Source organism: Hallella absiana (assembly GCF_025457485.1).
Lineage (GTDB): Bacteria > Bacteroidota > Bacteroidia > Bacteroidales > Bacteroidaceae > Prevotella > Prevotella absiana.
Genome location: NZ_JAMXSP010000015.1, coordinates 63,900 through 81,578, shown reverse-complemented (window position 1 = coordinate 81,578; position 17,679 = coordinate 63,900). Strand labels below are relative to the sequence as shown.

The window sequence follows — 17,679 nt, the reverse complement described above, 5'->3', positions numbered from 1 at the left end:
GCAACAAGCCGCATCAAGGCGTTTGTCTTCAAGTTCATCTCTGTGCCAGCAAAATGGGTCAGGACATCAAGGCAGTATGTGCTGAATATCTATTCATGCAACAACGCTTATGCTGATGTGTTACAGAATGACTTTGGATAACACCGGCAACTTATGGTCGTGATTTTGCGTATTGCCTCAAGTCGCATGGTGGGGTAAGGGGCATTTATATGTCTTTATGGTGACATTCGATGCACTGTGCCCCCTTTTTACTAACGATGCAGATTATTTTCGCTTCTGTATCATATTAGGCGCGTAGTTGCGGATTTGAGGTATATGCAAAAATTAAAGAAAGGGTATGAGTGAGACTAACAATATAGAGCTTCGTAGCGAGAAAGTACGCCAAATTATTGGCAAAGTGCCTCCCGTGTTAGCTCGCACGGGTACATTCATAATCACAATCCTTGTGATAGCACTTGCTGTGGCTTTCTACACCATCCGCTATCCGATAACGATAGAGGTTGAGGGCAGAGTTATGCCTCACGACACCCTTCAAATCGCTGTCTCTTACAAGTATCTCTATCTTTTCACAGAGCCGAGGCAGGTCATCGTGACTTATGAAGGAGAAGATAGAAATGCCCAGTCTCATGTATATACTATCACATCATTTAGCCGCAGGTTGTTGAGCATAGGGCCTGACAACTACTTTATCGCCAAGGCAAGCGTTGCATCAGACAGAGGTCATATTCAGATTGGGCAAAAGGCAGAAGGACAGATGATCGTCAGTGACAAAACCCTATGGCAGCAGGTATTCCGATAGTTTGCAGACACCGAACACGATTTTGCGAACACGGAGGGATGATTGGGTTACCTTGCATTCGTGTTCGCAAACTAACAGCGTTACTGACCAGTTTGCCGAAGACCTTTATGATGGGAATAACCTCATTTTACTCATTTTACAGCAGTTTCTTCAATTCCTCCATGTCGGGAAGCGCATCACGCAATTCTTTCGGCAGTTCTTTTGACGTACGGTATGTCGCTACGCCCATTGGTTTGGAAGTGTCCCGGAACGACAACTCGACAATCTTGTTGCTTTTTGACTTACAGAGAATAATTCCGATGGATGGATTCTCGTCCGGTAACTTCACATATTCATCGAGGGCAGAGAGATAGAAGTTGAGCTTGCCAGAGTACTCAGGCTTGAATTCCCCTCGTTTGAGTTCAAACGCCACAAGGCTATGAAGCTTACGAGAGAAGAACAGCAGGTCGATGTAATAGTCATGCCCGTCAACTTCCAAATGATATTGGTTACCCATAAAGGCAAAGTCTTTGCCGAACGCCATGATGAAGTTCTTAATATTCTGAATAATGCTCTGCTCGATAACTCGCTCGTCGGTATCTTCCGGGTCTTCTATGTTGATGAAGTCAAGCAGATATTCATCCTTAAACGACTGCAATGCTTTCTTTTTGAAGTCATCATCAGAAATAGTCTTTTGAAAGTTGGTCTGCTTGATCGAGCCTTCCTTATGATACAAATCTTCAGCTATTCTTCGCTTGAGGTTTTCTACAGTCCAAAACTCATGAGCGCAGCGGCTAATGTAGAATAATCGCTCGTCTATGTCCTTGACTCTCATTAATATCTCAGTGTGGCAAGTAAAGCCTACTGACATAAAATCAGTCATCGAAAATTCGGCAGTTGATAACTGGCGAATTTCATAATTTGTTGTGACATAATTGCTTAGTAAATCGCCAGTTAACAACTGGCGATTTATATAAGGACTCCATTCTTCAAAGAACATTCTCATATTCTTGATGTTGCTAACTGAGAATCCTCTTAGTCCTGGCAACTCTTGTTGCAATGCTTTAGCAATGGCATCAATGGCACCCTTGCCCCAATAGCCATCGCGACTGTGTGCAGATACATAGCCACCGACAGAGTAGTAGAGCTTCAGCAACTCTTTATTGGCGAGTTTTGCAGCCTGGTACCGGCTCCTCAGGATAGCGCTCTTGATGTCCTTTACTGCCTGTATGTATTCTTGTGAGATATGAGATACTTCCATATATTCCTTCGTTGTTGATAGCGCAAAGATACAACATTTCCTTGATGATTCTATCGTTTGGGCAAAGAAATCTCTTTGGGGAAATTCAATCTTCTGCCACTTTGCATAAGCTTTAGCTGCACTCGGCATAACCCAAGCAAGTTTGGTTCTGCACTCGTTTGCAAAATCTTTGCGAACACCGAACACGATTTGCGAACACGGAGGGATGATTCATTGATTTGCTATAAAATATTACTGTTTATTTGGCTATGAAATTAATTTTATCTACCTTTGTAGCCAAATAAAAAGCAATAATATGGTAATAGGTAGAGACAAGGAGATAGTAGAACTGAATCGCTTGTATAGCAGCCATCAGGCACAGTTCGTGGCTATTTATGGACGGCGCAGAGTAGGGAAGACTTTTCTTGTTGATGAGGTATTCAAGGGAAGGATAACGATCCGCCATGCAGGTCTGTCGCCCGTTGAAACCGATAATAAAAAAGACTTGCTTAGGGAACAGTTGCGTAACTTCTATTATTCCCTCTTGAGACAGGGCATGAAGAAATCCAGAATACCATCTTCGTGGCTTGAGGCATTCTTCCTGCTGGAGACATACCTTGAGAAGATAGACAACGGCAAACGTCAATTAGTGTTCCTTGATGAACTGCCATGGATGGATACTCCCCGTTCCGGATTCATGACGGCATTGGAGTCTTTTTGGAACGGTTGGGGATGCCACAGAGACAACTTCATGCTTGTAGTATGTGGATCGGCTACGTCGTGGATGCAGGATAAACTCGTCAATAACCATGGAGGACTGTACGACAGGCTTACTTACGAGATTAAACTTTCACCATTTACTCTGAAGGAATGTGAGCAGTATTTTAAGGCTGCCAATGTGCAGATGTCCAGGTACGACATTACTCAATGCTATATGTCCATAGGCGGCATACCTTATTATCTTGGATATTTTCAGACGGGCAAGAGCTTTGCACAGAATATTGACAATATGTTTTTTGATGCAGGCGCACGACTGACGGCTGAATATGACCGGTTGTTTACTTCCGTGTTTACACGTCCCGATGACGTGAAGAGAATAGTTGAGTGTCTAAGTGCACGCAACTACGGTTTTACAAGGAACGAGATAAGCGATATTACGAAACTGTCCAACAATGGAAATCTCACTAAGATGCTATATGCCCTCATTGCCAGTGATTTTGTTGTTAAATTCGTTCCCTTTGGGCATAGTAAGCGTGAAGAGTATTATAAACTTGTCGACCCATTCTGCATATTCTATATCCGTTTTGTTCTAAACAACAGCAAGGCGGACAAAACCTTCTGGATACACAATGAAAATACACCTGTTATTGTTTCTTGGCGTGGAATAGCTTTTGAAAATGTCTGTCTCTCTCACATTAAACAAATAAAACATGCCTTGGGCATTGACGGCGTGGCAAGTTCTCAATCTTCGTGGGCATTAAAAGGTGATGATGAGCATAAAGGCGCACAGATTGACCTGCTTATAGATAGGGCAGACCATGTGCTTAACCTTTGTGAGATGAAATTTTACAGTGATGATTTTACTGTAGACAAGGATTACTATCGGAAGCTTCAGTATCGTCAGAAGTTATTGTCAGACAGACTGCCAAAGAGAACAGCCATACATCAGACGCTTGTTACTACCTATGGTCTTAAATACAACGAGTACAGCGGTATATTTCAGAATGTCGTAACCCTTGAGGATTTATTTGCCATCTAAAATCGGCAGACAGTGTCTGCTGAATTTGCATTCTTCTTCCACTTTGCATAAGCTTTAGCTGCACTCGGCATAACCCAAGCAAGCTTGGTTCTGCACTCGTTTGCAAAATCTTTGCGAACACCAAATACGATTTTGCGAACACGGAGGGCAGATTTGAGAAAATAACGAGACATCTTGCCTTGCATTCGTGTTCGCAAAATGTTCGCAAAAAGAAAATCAGCAACCTAAGAATCGTCTTAAGTTGCTGATTTTCAGTGTGGACCAGCTAGGGCTTGAACCTAGGACCTCCAGATTATGAGTCTGTTGCTCTAACCAACTGAGCTACAAGTCCAACTTATGCGGGCCAAAGAGGCCGATAAGATTTGTGGTGCAAAGATACAAGTTTCCAGTCGAATAGCCAAATATTTTTTGTGAAAAGTAGATAATAAGTCTTCACTATATTGGCTGTTAGGGCTAATTTGACTATCTTTGCAAGCAATAAACACAGTGCAGCAAAAATCGATGAAAAGCGAACAGATACTAAACACAGACCCTCATGTAGGGCTCAGCGACGCGCAAGTAGCAGACAGCCGACAGCAATATGGCGACAATGTGCTCACCCCGCCGAAGAAGACTTCCCTTTGGAAGCTCTATCTCGACAAATACCGTGATCCCATCATTCAAATTCTTCTTGTGGCCGCACTGGTGTCCCTGGTACTGGCCTTTGTAGAGCATGACTTTGTGGAGACGTTAGGCATCTTCATCGCTATCTTCATCGCCACGACAGTAGGTTTCTACTTTGAGTGCGACGCTGCACGCAAGTTCCGCGTGCTCACTGCCATCAACGAGGATCAACCCGTGAAGGTGCGACGTGACGGAAAGGTGATGGAGGTACCCCGCCGCGACGTTGTTGTGGGTGACATCATCCTTGTGGAGACAGGCGACGAGGTTCCCGCCGACGCTGTCCTTGTGGAAGCAGTCAACCTACAAATCGACGAGTCGAGTCTGACAGGCGAGCCGTTGACTTCCAAATCGGTGACAGACGCGCAAAACCAGCAGTCTGCTGACACTGCCAGTCAACTGTCATCACTCAACCTTCAACACTCCGCTGACGCAATCATTCAACATTCATCACTCGGCTCTCAACATTCCTCCGAGGCTTATCCCAAGAACGTGATTCTTCGCTCCACGATGGTGATGAACGGTCGCGGCACGGCAATTGTCACGCGCGTCGGCGACAGCACTGAGATCGGAAAGGTAGCTACAGAGGCCACGGAAGCCACCCAGACCAAGACACCGCTGAACCTTCAACTCGACAAACTGGCCAAGCTCATCTCCAAGGTAGGCACCGGCGTCTCCATCGCCGCCTTTGTCATCTTCCTTGGTCACGACATTCTCACCAACAGTCTTTGGCACACCACTAACTATCTCTCCATGCTGCAAGTGGTGCTAAACTACTTCATGATGGCCGTCACGCTGATTGTCATGGCCGTACCCGAAGGTTTGCCGATGGCCGTGACGCTGGCCTTAGCACTGAACATGCGCCGGATGCTGAAGTTCAACAATCTCGTGCGCAAGCTGCACGCCTCGGAGACGATGGGCGCCGTCACCGTGATCTGTACCGACAAGACGGGCACACTGACCCAAAACCGTATGACCGTCCACGACATCCAGCTTGTTGAAGGCGACCACCTCGTCAAAGCAGAAGAAGCCGCCACTGCGACAAAAGCCAGATTTTCCGAAGCTGTCGCTGCGAACACCACGGCCGAACTCGACGAGAACAACGCCCCCATCGGCAACCCCACCGAAGGAGCCCTGCTCATGTGGCTGCAACAGCAGGGCGAGGACTACCAGCAACAGAGAGAATCACAGCCCGTTGACAGTCAGATTCCCTTCTCCACAGAAAAGAAATACATGGCCACCACGGTTGTCAGTGGCGACAAAAAGCGGACATATATAAAAGGAGCACCGGAGATCATCGCCTCGCTGTGCGATCTCGCTGAGCCTCAGCAGATCCATCTGCGCGAAGTGCTGTTGGGCTATCAGCGTCAGGCCATGCGCACCCTGGCCTTTGCCTGGCGTGACGGCGACTTCAGCGAAGAGGGCGGATACACGTTCCAGGGCATCGCTGCCATCAGCGACCCTGTCCGTGAAGACGTACCCTCGGCCGTATCCACTTGCCGTAGCGCCGGCATCAAGATCAAGGTTGTCACCGGCGACACCTCAGCCACAGCCGTAGAGATAGCCCGTCAGATCGGCATCTGGCCTAAGGAAGAAACCACCAAGGCCGAAGAGCTTCGTTGGCACATCACCGGCAGCGACTTTGCCGCACTGAGCGATGAGGAAGCCTACGACCGCGTGGAGGACATCCGCGTGATGTCGCGCGCACGTCCGACAGACAAGCAGCGTCTCGTGCAACTCCTTCAGAAGCACGGCGAAGTGGTTGCTGTCACCGGCGACGGCACCAACGACGCACCGGCTCTCAACCACGCCCACGTGGGACTCTCGCTTGGCTCGGGCACATCGGTAGCCAAGCAAGCCTCCGACATCACCCTGCTCGACGACAGCTTCCACTCCATCGCCAACGCCGTGATGTGGGGTCGCTCGCTCTACAAAAACATTCAGCGGTTCCTCTTCTTCCAGCTTGTCGTCAACGTCAGTGCACTGCTGCTCGTCCTCGGCGGCAGCATCATCGGCACGGAAATGCCGCTCACGGTAACACAGATCCTTTGGGTCAACCTGATCATGGACACCTTTGCCGCCATGGCCCTGGCCTCGTTGCCGCCCTCGCGGGAAGTGATGAAGGACAAACCGCGCAAGCCCTCCGACTTCATCATCTCGAAGTCGATGGGACGCGGCATCCTCGGCTGCGGCATCGTGTTCTTCGCCATCATGTTTGTCTTCCTCATCTGGTGCGAGCGCCATGGTGCGGGCAGCATCATCGACGTACACGAGTTGACGCTGTTCTTCACCACCTTTGTCATGCTGCAGTTCTGGAATCTCTTCAACGCGAAGTGCTTAGGCTCCACACACAGTGCCTTCCACAACCTGCGGCACGACGGCGGCTTGCTGCTCGTGTTGCTGCTGGTCTTCATTGGACAATGGCTCATCGTCACCTTCGGCGGCCGCATGTTCCGCACGCAACCATTGAGCGCTGAGGAATGGCTCATTATCACGGCCGCCACATCTGTGGTACTTATTGCCGGTGAGCTATGGCGGGGCATCAAACGAATCAAGGAGGCCAAAGCATGAGAACGATCTATTTAGACAAAGACAACACGGAGGACTTGGAGCCGTCCGTGGCTACCATCGGTTTCTTCGACGGCGTGCACCGTGGTCACCGCTTCCTCATCGGTCAGGTCACCGACGAAGCCCGTCGCCGTGGTCTGCGGTCGATGGTCATCACCTTCGACCAGCATCCCCGTCAGGTATTGCAGCAAAACTATCAGCCTCAGCTGCTGTCCACACTCGAAAACAAGCTCGTGCTGCTCTCGCGCACGGGCGTCGACTACGTTGTGGTCGTGCATTTCGATCTTGCACTGGCCTCGCTGAGTGCCCGGCAGTTCATGGAGCAGATTCTCCATCAGCGGCTTCGTGTCAGACAACTGGTCATCGGATACGACAACCGCTTTGGCCACGACCGCACCGAAGGCTTCAGCGACTATGTGCGCTACGGCCGCGAGATGGGCATCGACGTGGTGCAGAGCGAACCTTACCTGCTCCATGGTGTGAAGGTCAGCTCGTCGGTAGTGCGCTCGTTTATCCAGGCTGGCGAAATAGAAATGGCCAACGAGTGCCTGGGCTATCCCTACACGATAGAAGGCAAAGTCGTGGACGGCGTGAAAGAGGGCCGCCGCCTGGGCTTCCCCACAGCCAACCTTGTGCCCTCCAGCCTTACCCAACTCTTGCCTGCCGCTGGCGTCTACGGCGTGAAGGTACGCACCGAGGGCAGCATGACACAACGCCCGGGCATGACCAACATCGGCATGCGGCCTACCTTCGGTGGGCACCATCAGACCGTGGAAACCAACATCTTCGACTTCGAGGACAACATCTACGGCCAACGGCTGCTCCTCTCTTTCTACAACCGCATACGCGACGAACGGAAGTTCGACAACGTCGAGCAGCTCATCCAGCAGTTGCGGCAGGACAGAAAAGACATTGAAGAGCAGTTCCGGCAGCATGGCACCATCGTGCCCGCACCGCGCGATTGAAGTCAGGCGCACCCGGCAGCCACCCACACAAAACGCATTTAGATCAAACATTCAACCATGAGAAAAAGTTCATTGCACGACATTGCCAACATCGTCTTATACGTTATTCTGTTTCTACTCATCCAGTTGGCCGTCACCTTTGCCGTGGCGATCATCGCCATGTGGATCGGCGGCACACCTTGGTCGTCCATCAGCCAACATCTACAGACCGGCTCATTGGGACTGAACGGCAAGGAGCTGGTCGCTGCCACAGCCATCAGCAGTGTGCTCACCTTTTGTCTTTTTGTCGCCTGCCACTGGGCTCCTGTCAAACGCGACTGGCTGGCCACGCGGCCGTGGACGGCACTGATATGGGTGGTACTCCTTGCTCTTGGCACCATCCTGCCGTCGCAATGGCTCGTGGAGCGCATGGAGATCACACTGCCCGAGAGTGCTGAGAAGCTCTTCGAGAGCATCATGGGCGAGCCGCTCGGCTATGTCGCCATTGGCATTCTGGCCCCGTTGGTGGAGGAACTCGTCTTCCGCGGTGCCATTCTCCGTACCCTGCTGAAGCTCTTCGACCGCAAATGGCACTGGGTGGCCATCGTCATCTCGGCGCTTATCTTCGGTGCCGTACACATGAATGTTCCGCAGTTTGTCCATGCCGCACTCATTGGCTTGCTCTTAGGCTGGATGTACTACCGCACCGACTCCATCGTTCCGGGTGTGGCTTTCCACTGGGTCAACAACACGGTGGCCTTTGTCATGTTCCACATGATGCCGCAGATGAACGACGGCAAGCTCATCGACCTTTTCCACGGCAACCATACCACGATGATGCTCAGCCTGCTTTTCTCGCTCTGCATCTTCCTTCCTGCCTTGTTCCAGCTCACGAACAGACTGAAGAGAGCAGAGTAAGAGAGAGCCCAAGCCCGTCACTAACCCTCCTCAAGGGGAGGGAATGGCAATACCCGCAACATTGGTTTGCCATACAAGCATTAGATTTTTAGTTAACACTCCGCTACGCGGAATAAAGAATATAACCGAATATCAAGAAAATATATTCTCGATATTCGGTTATATTCTTGATACCATCGAAGATGGTGCGTTAAAAGGAAAACAGCAACCATAGACACGTTTCAAGCCAGCTTAAATCACCCGCTATTTCTTTACAAAACGCCTTCAACTTTCACTCACAATCTAGAGAATGAAAAATCAACTCGGCGACCTAAAATCGACAAAATTCAGACTTCTCCCATCGGTTTTAGCTTGATTTTGAACAGAAAAAGGTTGTTTGAACCCGTCATCTCAGTTGTTTGACATGATAAAACAACTGAGATGACCAGGTCATCTCAGTGTTTTGACCGAAAATTTTCTAGAGAATTTTGGAAGAAACAACTTGTTTTGTCCTTGTGGAAAACCAGAATATTCATAACAGACTTATTATCAGATACATACAGAAAATAGCTGATTTCCGCAAAAATCAGAGCAAAGGAAGTCTTCACTCAAAAGAATCGATTCTCAGAGCCCGTTTTTTGTCAGTTTTCACAACAAGGAAGGGATACGATAAAAACGGTGGCAACGCAGATGTAACGACGCGGTAGGTGGCGACCCACCATGGCCGCCCCACCCTCGCGTAACCGATATCGACCGAGCGAATGTCACTCTGCCGAAATACCGACCATCTTGCTTTGATAGCTGTCTATCGCCGCAGAGAGAGCGGCGTTGATGGCATACGAACTATCATCGGAAGAAGTGAATGTCCACTTGAAGTCGCCTTTGCCCAAGCGGCCTGCTCCCGTCCATCCCATGACCACAGCTGGCACCCGAGTGGCGACGTCGGGCTTGTAAGTGTACATCAGTGTGCTGTTGGTATCGAAGTTGTTGTAAGCAGTACCGCCCACAAGTGCTTTCACACTGCCGGGCACCTGCTCGTCGCGCGCAGCCACCTCGTAGCAGTCGAAACTCGCAGCGCTCTCGTGCTGCGTGATCGGTGTGAAGTTGGAGCTCGGGCCTTTGTCGGCATAGACATTGCCATAGCTCTTGATCATTCCGCCCGTCTCGCCCGAGAAGGTGCCGCCGCCCTTGGCATCCGTACCCTGCTGAGAGATGAGCATCGGATCTTTTGTGGCACGAAAATAGTTGCTCTCCACAAAGACACTCGAACCGCTCGTGGCACCCACACCATACTTCGCGCAACCGTCGTAATAGTTGTTCCATACGTGTACACTCATCGTGCGCACACGCGGATGGCGCGAGTCGCTGTGGTCAAACCAGTTGTGATGGTAGTCGATATAATTCGGTCCGGACTCACCCGTCATGCCGCAGAGCGACGACTTGCCGCTGTCGAAATAGTGGTTGTAAGCCACGGTGATATATTGCGAGTCACCTTTGATGTCAGTGGTGCCGTCGCCCTTCACCTGATCGGCATCACTTCCCTTCTGTCCGTAGAAGAAGTCGAGGTGGTGCACCCAGATGAATTTGTTGTCAGTATCCAACGACACGCAGTCGTCCATACAGCGCATGATGGCGAAGTTACGTAGCTCCACATTGGCAGCATTGCGTAGCAGCAAACCGAAGCCGCGCAACGTTGCGTCGTCGCCAATGCCTTCCAAGGTGATAAAGAGATTGCTGTAGGCTTTCTTACCTTTGATCTGCAGGCCCTCAGACGACGAGGAGACGGCATCGAGATCAGCTTTCTCCACCAGTCCGATGAAGCGCACGTCGAGAGGCCGCTTCTCGTATCCTTTTTGATAAGCGTCGAGAATGGCCTGCACGCCCGTGAAAGTAGTCACGTTAGTAGCCTTGGAGCCTGTCTTCACCTCACAAGTCACGGTCTTGGCCGTCTGCGCCGTGACATAGATGACGCGCGCGTTGGACTTCAGCGATCCGTCGTCGTTGTAGGCGCCAACGCCCGTATTGTCGAGATGAGCAAAGCCCGAGCGGTCGTAGTTGAGCACCGTCATGGCCGTAGCCTCGTTGGCGTTTTCCGCCAGTTCCTTGCCTTTGCTCACCGGCACAACCATCATGTCGTAGTTGCCGGCTTTGAGTCCTACCATGTCAGCACGATAGGTGTCGCCATAGCTGCGCACGAGCATGGAGTCGATGCGCGTGTAGGATGCGAAGTCGCCACCTTTTATATATACGTGATAGAGCGTGTAGTCGCCGAGCTTCTTAAACTTCACGTAAGCCGACTCCAACCAGCCCTTTGCCTCCGTGATCTCCACCCTGCCTTCCCCATTGCTTATCTTTCCACCGGTGCTGTTGCCCGAGGCCTTGGCAAAGTTCACGTTCTTGGGCGTGTAATAGACATCCTGCCAGTCGGAGCCACAGACATAGAGCGTGTCCTTGTCAATGGTAATCTTAGTGATGTCAGCGGTATTGTAGTATTTCAGGCTGCTGTTGCTGTTGGTGATCAGTGCCTGGTTAGCCTGACTGTCAAAAGCCACGGCATGATCAGACACATCGGATTTCGTATCGGAAGAAGCGCCACCCTTCAAAGCAGTTTTGTCTGCTGATGGCGTGGAAATAAAGTTCCAGGAGACATCTGCCCATGCCCAGCCGGGAAGCAGCAAGAGGGCGATCAGCAGTAACAACGTATTGAGTATGTGTCTTTTCATCGTCTGTTCCTCCTTATTTCTTTATTTCCTTTTTCCCATTAATGATAAAAACGCCCTTAGGGAGCTTGGTTTTGTCCTTTCCCATATACTGTCCTGAGAGTGAGTAGATGCGACAGTCAGCAGGCTGCTGCTTGTCTTTATTCACGGTTTTGATGCCGGTTGCAGTGCCAAAAGCGATGTTCACAGTGGACATATCCGCCGTCTGCGTAGTGCCGTCGGTAAAGGATAATTCCACGTCCGTACCGCTGAAGGTGATCTCCTTCACGGTTTTGTTCACAGTAGTGCCGTCGACAGAGACTGTCTGTCCACTGTCTGCCCACACCGCGAAGGGCAGGACGATCATGGCGAGAGCAGTAGTAAATCGTTTCATCATAAGGCTTTGTTTTGATTATTGTTTCTGTTTATGTTCTCCTTGGCAAAATTAAGAAAAAACCATTGAAGGCAAAAAAGAATGAAAAGCTATTATTGTGATGGCTTTCGTAACTGCGTTCTAAATTGTCGTAATTTCGTTCAAGTACCTCGTTTTCATACACTTGAGAGTTGGATGGTGACTGATTTTGCGTTATATTTGCATCAAATAACAATCAATTCTTATTCAATCAACAACCTAAAAATTTATGCTTATGAAGAAGTTTTTTACGCTCGCAGCATTGGCCCTTTGCGCTTTGACAATCAACGCACAGACCACGATCTCATTCTCTGAAGTGAAGGCTGCTGGCTCATTAAACGGTCAGACCATCACCAGCACGCTTGACGGCTTCTCACTCACCGTGACAGATACGAAAGATAAGGTGTCCGTTGATGAAAACGAAGCCCGCTTTGGCACGGCAGAAAGCAACACAGCTTACGCCTTTCGTTTGAAGTCAGGCGGTAAAAGCAGTTCTGCAAACTGCATGTCCATCGCTGTTCCGGCAAGCGGTACCTTAGAGATATGCGTCCGCACTGGATCTAAAGATGTTACCGACCGCAATCTGGTGCTCACCCAGGACAAGACGGAACTGTACAACAAAGTGGTGCAGGAATCTGACGCTACATCGATTACACTCGACGATGGTAACGAAAGCAAGGTGTATCCCATCATCTCAGTAGCAGTGAACCAAGGCACAGTGGAAGTCACCTACCCTACCGGCTCCATGAATTTCTATGCTTTCACTTTCACGCCAGGCACTACCGGCATCAGCAGTACGGTGCAAGCTAAGAAAACAAACACTGGTGCAGACTATAACCTCGCCGGACAACGTGTGGACAAAAACTATAAGGGTATCGTCATCAGCGACGGCAAGAAGATGATACGGAAATGATTCGTCACAGCTTCTGGCACTGGTGTGCCGGGGCTGGAGACATGATAATGTGGAACAGAGCGATGCGGTCACCAAGGACCACACCGCTCCGTGATTCTCAGTATTACGCTGCCATCATCAAGAATCAAGCAGAATAGCCACAGAAAGCCGACGATTTCAAACGGGCAAAAAATAAAGGGACCGAACTCACGATTGAGTGTCGGCCCCTTTCTACGTTAGTATGTTATGAAAAATTTGAGAGAATAGAAACTTCACAGCTTCTTAATGTTGTTTTACTAAACATGATTTTATAGAGAAAGCATAGAAATAATCTTATTTGATCATCACCTGCCCCGTGGAGCTCTGCGTGCTTGTCATCGCTCGTGGAACGGAGTCGACAGCGGCACTGTCGCTCATAGCTACCGAAGTGCCTTTTTCTATCTCCGGCTTGGAATAGCCGTCGTAGCTGCTGATCGGGTCTTGATTTTTCTGAGCGAAGGGCACCTGAATGGCATTGCCAAGGGTCAGGACGATGGCGACAATGGCAGCGGCCTTGAAGAGCGGACGCAAGCGCTGCGGCATCGAAACGATGCGTGCCTTGACCACCTTGGGCTCCTCTGTCATGGCGAGAATCTTCTCGTCGAAGTCATCACCAAGCACATCAACCTTCGGCTCTTCGCGCTGGTAGGCGAATAGCGGCTGGTAGCGCTTCAAGTCGGCGGGGATGTCGGCCTGACTAAAGAACGCCCGCAAGATGTCTTCCTCTTCCAAGGAAGTCTCGCAGCGCCAATAGCGCTCCAAAAGCTGATTGATATACTTGTAGTCCATCATTATTTTTGCATTTACACTATAACGACGAGGGAAATGGATAAAAGTTACAGGGGAATTCCATATTTAACCTTTGATAACAATAAAAGATCAAACTGTAAGCAACAGCTTCATGAGATGCACGGCTCAGCCTCGTGCCTCAAAGCCGTCAATCGCCTGGAAACGCTGTTTGACGGCCTGACGGGCACGGAAGATATTGACCTTTACCTGCTCCTCTGTCATGCCGAGCAGGGCCGCGATGTCCTTGTAGGCTTTGCCCTCGAAGTCGCGCAGCTGGATGCATTCCCGCTGCTTCTCCGGCAGGCTGTCGATAATTTCCCGCACAATGCTCACCTGATCCTTCTCTATAACTTTGTCAGAAGGGTTGAAGGTATTGTCGGGCTTTTCCACAGGTTTGTCGTCGAGGCTCTCGGTCTGACTGCGTTTGTTCTTCACACTGTCGAGTGAAAGATTGCGGCAAACGGTAAAGCAGAAAGCCTCTATGTTGTCGATTTCCTCCCATGTGTCGCGCTTGTTCCATACCTTGATGAGCGTTTCCTGCACGACATCCTCGGCCTCGGCACTGTCGAGCGTGATGCGCAGCGCGAGACGGTAGAGCTGATTTTTCAGCGGCAGGATGTCGTTACGGAAATCTATTTTCATTCTTGCGGTTTTCTCTTAACAAGCGTTTCTGTGGTTCATCGGGTGATGACAGTACCCGTAGAGGTGCCGATGTTCTCGGCCTTGGTGATGATGACACGTTCCACACCAGCGTCTACGGCAGCCAGAGCGTTGGTGATCTTGGGGATCATGCCCCCGCTGATCGTACCGTTGGCCACCAGTCTCACAAACTCATCGTGGTTGATCGTGCTGATGACGCTGCCCTCGTCGTCGGGGTCGGCCAGCACGCCGGCTTTCTCAAAGCAGTAGACAAGTGTTGTCGACGCACCTTCCCGGGCCAGGGCTTTCGCCGTCTCGGCGGCGATGGTGTCGGCATTGGTGTTGAGGATATGGCCCATTCCATCGTGGGTCAACGGTGCCATGACAGGCGTCAGACCGCCGCGAATCAGACTGAGCAGGCGATGACCGTCGGCCTTGTCCACGTCACCGACAAAACCATAGTCCACGCCGTCTTTCTTCGGACGCTTATGGCTGCGGATCACATTCATGTCGGCACCGGTCAGTCCCACGGCATTCACGCCTCGAGACTGCAACTGTGCCACGATGTTCTTGTTGACCAGACCACCATAGACCATCGTCACCACTTCGAGCATATCGGCATCGGTGATACGTCGGCCTTCCACCATCTTGCTCTCTATGCCCAAGGCTGACGCGACCTTGGTGGCGCGGCGACCTCCACCGTGCACAAGAACCTTCTGTCCCGGCAATGCTGCAAAGCGGTCGAGCAACTGGGCCAGGCGCTCAGCGTCCTCCACGATGGCACCGCCCACTTTTATGACTGTCACTTGTTCCATTCTCTATACAATCATCAAAATTAGTATTTATCAGCCGTCCCCATGCCTCTGTCTGACACAGAGATATGGGGACGGAATCATTCATCTTACTCCAAATAGGTGTAGCCGTAGAGTCCCGAGCGATAGTTGCTAAGGAACTCCTTGCCCTCCTCAAGCGAGAGCTTACCCTGCTTGACGCTCTTGGTGACCCACTGCTCCAACTGACGGACGAGCTTCTTGGGGTTGTACTGCACATATTCCAGCACCTCCTCGACGGTCTCACCATCGATGATCTGATCGATGCTATAGGTACCGTTCTTCACCGAGATATGCGCGGCGTTGGTGTCACCGAAGAGGTTGTGCATGTCGCCGAGGATTTCCTGATAGGCACCCACGAGGAAGACACCGATATAATATGGCTCATCCTTTTTGAGCGCATGCACGGGGAGCACGTTCGACTGCGTGCCGTTGACAGCAAAGTTGGCCACCTTGCCGTCGCTGTCACAGGTAATATCCTGCAAAGTGCAGTTGCGTGTGGGACGCTCATTGAGCCGCTCGATGGGCATGATGGGGAAGAGTTGGTCAATGCCCCAGCAGTCGGGCAGACTCTGGAAAAGCGAGAAGTTGCAGAAATATTTGTCGGCCAAGAGTTTGTCAAGACCGCGCAACTCGTCGGGCACATGCTTCAGCGTCTTGGCGATGGAGTTGATCTCATGGCATACACTCCAATACATCGACTCCACCTCAGCGCGCGTCTTGAGGTCGACCATGCCGTGGGCGAACATGTCGAGACAGTCTTCACGGATCTGGTCAGCGTCGTGCCAGTCCTCAAGCATCGACTTTGGATTGAGGTTGCACCATATATCATAGAGGTCGCGCACGAGCTGATGGTCCGATTCTTTGGCTTCGAATTCCTCAGGCATCTCGGGCAGTGAGGCAGCGCCAAGCACGTCGAGGATGAGCACCGAGTGGTGGGCAGCCAGCGAACGACCGCTCTCGGTGATGATATTCGGGTGCGGGATGTTGTTGCGGTTGGCGATATCTGCGAAAGCGTAAACGCAGTCGTTGATATACTCTTGGATGGAGTAGTTGACCGAACTCTCGGAGTTGCTCGACCGTGTACCGTCATAATCAACACCAAGACCGCCACCACAGTCGACAAACTCGATGTTGTAGCCCATGCGACGCAGGTTGCTGTAGTACTGAGCAGCCTCTGTGAGCGCGTTCTGAATACGGCGGATTTTGGTGATCTGACTGCCGATATGGAAGTGGATCAGGCGCACGCTGTCGTGCAGTCCTACTTCATCGAGTTTCTTCAAAGCTTGCAAGAGCTCCATAGGAGTCAATCCGAACTTAGAAGCGTCGCCACCGCTCTCGGCCCATTTGCCCGATCCTGAGGAAGCAAGTTTGATGCGGATACCGATGTTGGGCTTTACGTTCAGTCGCTTAGCCGTCTTTGCGATGACATCGATCTCATTGAGTTTCTCCACCACGATGAAGATATGCTTGCCGAGTTTCTGCGCCAGCATGGCGAGCTCGATATAGCTTTCGTCCTTATATCCATTGCAGATGATAAGTGAGTCACTCTTGCATTGCACGGCGATGACGGCGTGGAGTTCCGGCTTGGAACCAGCTTCGAGACCGAGGTTGAACTTGCGTCCGTGAGAGATAATCTCGTCGACGACAGGTTGCATCTGGTTGACCTTGACAGGATAGATGATAAAGCTTTGTCCTTTGAAGTCGTACTCTTTCTTTGCCTTCTCATAGCACTCAGCCATCTTCTCAATGCGGTTGTCGAGAATATCGGGGAAGCGGAGCAACACCGGCGGGGTGACATCGCGCAAGGCGAGCTCGTCCATGACATCGCGCAAATCGATCTGCGTGTTGTCCTTGCAAGGCGTGACATAGACATCACCCTTATCGTTTATTCCGAAATAAGAAGTACCCCAACCATTAATATTGTACAACTCCTTAGAGTCGTCGATGGTCCATTTTTTCATCTAATCAGCGTAGTTAATTTATTGCCGGCTCATGGCAAGCCGAGTTGTTGTTTCAGTTGCTCTACTGTAATCTGTATTTTGTCGAAATTATCCATCAGGCTCACGTCGAGCGTGTGCTTTGCCTTTGTGTAGAAAGGCTCGCGCTGGCGGAGCTGCTGTTCTATGAATGCAACGACCTCCTCGGGCGTTTTGTTGAGTAAGAGCGGGCGGACGGTCTTTCCCATCTTCAGATGTTGTACGAGCACATCAGTGGTGCACTTGAGATAGACCGATTCTCCCTGCTGGTTGATGTAGTCCATATTGTCGAAAAAACACGGTGTGCCGCCGCCACAACTCAGTACGATGTTCTCAAATTCAGCGACTTCATGGAGCATGTTGCGCTCTACTTGTCGGAAGCCGTCCTCGCCCCGCTCGTCAAAGAGTTGTTTGACGGTTTTGCGCATACGGCTTTCTATGTACCAGTCAAGGTCATAAAAGGGCAGGCCCAATGATTTGGCGAGCGCCTTGCCGACCGTTGTCTTTCCTGAGCCCATATAGCCCACGAGGATGATGCGAACAGGTGTATCCAT

14 protein-coding genes, 1 tRNA gene and 1 pseudogene are annotated in these 17,679 nt (G+C 50.7%); 7 read left to right on the top strand and 9 right to left on the bottom strand.

The window, feature by feature from the left end; translation table 11 throughout:
• Together NG346_RS09095 and NG346_RS09090 are read left to right on the top strand one after the other, a co-directional pair.
• A pseudogene (locus tag NG346_RS09095) lies at positions 1–141 on the top strand (IS1380 family transposase); the annotation flags it as partial.
• Between the two features lie 196 nt (positions 142–337).
• Positions 338–799 carry a hypothetical protein gene (locus NG346_RS09090; protein WP_262280516.1) on the top strand — a complete coding sequence of 154 codons (462 nt, stop codon included), beginning with the start codon at positions 338–340 and terminating at the stop codon, positions 797–799.
• A 136-nt stretch (positions 800–935) separates the two neighbouring features.
• On the opposite strand, the gene NG346_RS09085 is transcribed toward NG346_RS09090, so the two are convergent.
• Complete coding sequence (locus NG346_RS09085; RefSeq protein WP_154535438.1) at positions 936–2,039, bottom strand: PDDEXK nuclease domain-containing protein; 1,104 nt, start codon at positions 2,037–2,039, stop codon at positions 936–938.
• Between the two features lie 295 nt (positions 2,040–2,334).
• Here NG346_RS09085 and NG346_RS09080 point away from each other — a divergent pair, with 295 nt between their 5' ends.
• Positions 2,335–3,777, top strand: coding sequence for an AAA family ATPase (locus NG346_RS09080; RefSeq protein WP_262288607.1), 1,443 nt, complete (start codon positions 2,335–2,337; stop codon positions 3,775–3,777).
• Positions 3,778–4,034: 257 nt separating this feature from the next.
• On the opposite strand, the gene NG346_RS09075 is transcribed toward NG346_RS09080, so the two are convergent.
• Positions 4,035–4,108, bottom strand: a tRNA-Ile gene (locus NG346_RS09075).
• Between the two features lie 170 nt (positions 4,109–4,278).
• Between NG346_RS09075 and NG346_RS09070 the strand changes: the two genes are divergently transcribed.
• The 3 genes from NG346_RS09070 to NG346_RS09060 are packed head-to-tail and all read left to right on the top strand — an operon-like array spanning position 4,279 to position 8,867.
• On the top strand, positions 4,279–7,008 hold the full coding sequence (locus NG346_RS09070; RefSeq protein WP_262288606.1) for a calcium-translocating P-type ATPase, PMCA-type: 2,730 nt from the start codon (positions 4,279–4,281) through the stop codon (positions 7,006–7,008).
• Positions 7,005–7,970: a bifunctional riboflavin kinase/FAD synthetase gene (locus tag NG346_RS09065; RefSeq protein WP_262288605.1), complete on the top strand. Its 966-nt coding sequence runs from the start codon at positions 7,005–7,007 to the stop codon at positions 7,968–7,970. Before NG346_RS09070 ends, NG346_RS09065 begins: the two co-directional genes overlap by 4 nt.
• Before the next feature lie 57 nt (positions 7,971–8,027).
• On the top strand, positions 8,028–8,867 hold the full coding sequence (locus NG346_RS09060; protein WP_262288604.1) for a CPBP family intramembrane glutamic endopeptidase: 840 nt from the start codon (positions 8,028–8,030) through the stop codon (positions 8,865–8,867).
• Between the two features lie 743 nt (positions 8,868–9,610).
• Here the strand turns inward: NG346_RS09060 and NG346_RS09055 are convergent.
• Together NG346_RS09055 and NG346_RS09050 are read right to left on the bottom strand one after the other, a co-directional pair.
• Entirely contained in the window at positions 9,611–11,569 is a 1,959-nt protein-coding gene (locus NG346_RS09055) for a pectate lyase family protein (RefSeq protein ID WP_262288603.1), read from the bottom strand.
• A 13-nt stretch (positions 11,570–11,582) separates the two neighbouring features.
• Positions 11,583–11,942 (bottom strand): subtilase, encoded by a 360-nt coding sequence (locus NG346_RS09050; protein ID WP_262288602.1) that lies wholly within the window; start codon positions 11,940–11,942, stop codon positions 11,583–11,585.
• A 250-nt stretch (positions 11,943–12,192) separates the two neighbouring features.
• Between NG346_RS09050 and NG346_RS09045 the strand changes: the two genes are divergently transcribed.
• Positions 12,193–12,870, top strand: coding sequence for a hypothetical protein (locus tag NG346_RS09045; protein ID WP_262288601.1), 678 nt, complete (start codon positions 12,193–12,195; stop codon positions 12,868–12,870).
• A 312-nt stretch (positions 12,871–13,182) separates the two neighbouring features.
• Here NG346_RS09045 and NG346_RS09040 read toward each other — a convergent pair whose 3' ends face one another.
• From NG346_RS09040 to NG346_RS09020, 5 genes are all read right to left on the bottom strand, one after another.
• The gene (locus NG346_RS09040) at positions 13,183–13,677 is read right to left on the bottom strand and encodes a pyruvate ferredoxin oxidoreductase (protein ID WP_262288608.1); all 495 of its coding nucleotides are present in this window, start codon (positions 13,675–13,677) and stop codon (positions 13,183–13,185) included.
• A gap of 126 nt (positions 13,678–13,803) precedes the next feature.
• A complete protein-coding gene (locus NG346_RS09035) occupies positions 13,804–14,319 on the bottom strand; it encodes an RNA polymerase sigma factor (RefSeq protein ID WP_154535540.1) in 516 nt (171 codons plus the stop codon).
• 35 nt (positions 14,320–14,354) lie between these two features.
• A complete protein-coding gene (gene argB, locus NG346_RS09030) occupies positions 14,355–15,131 on the bottom strand; it encodes an acetylglutamate kinase (RefSeq protein WP_262280508.1) in 777 nt (258 codons plus the stop codon).
• Positions 15,132–15,217: 86 nt separating this feature from the next.
• A complete protein-coding gene (gene speA, locus NG346_RS09025; RefSeq protein ID WP_154535542.1) occupies positions 15,218–17,110 on the bottom strand; it encodes a biosynthetic arginine decarboxylase in 1,893 nt (630 codons plus the stop codon).
• Positions 17,111–17,139: 29 nt separating this feature from the next.
• On the bottom strand, positions 17,140–17,679 hold the full coding sequence (locus NG346_RS09020; protein ID WP_262280507.1) for a shikimate kinase: 540 nt from the start codon (positions 17,677–17,679) through the stop codon (positions 17,140–17,142).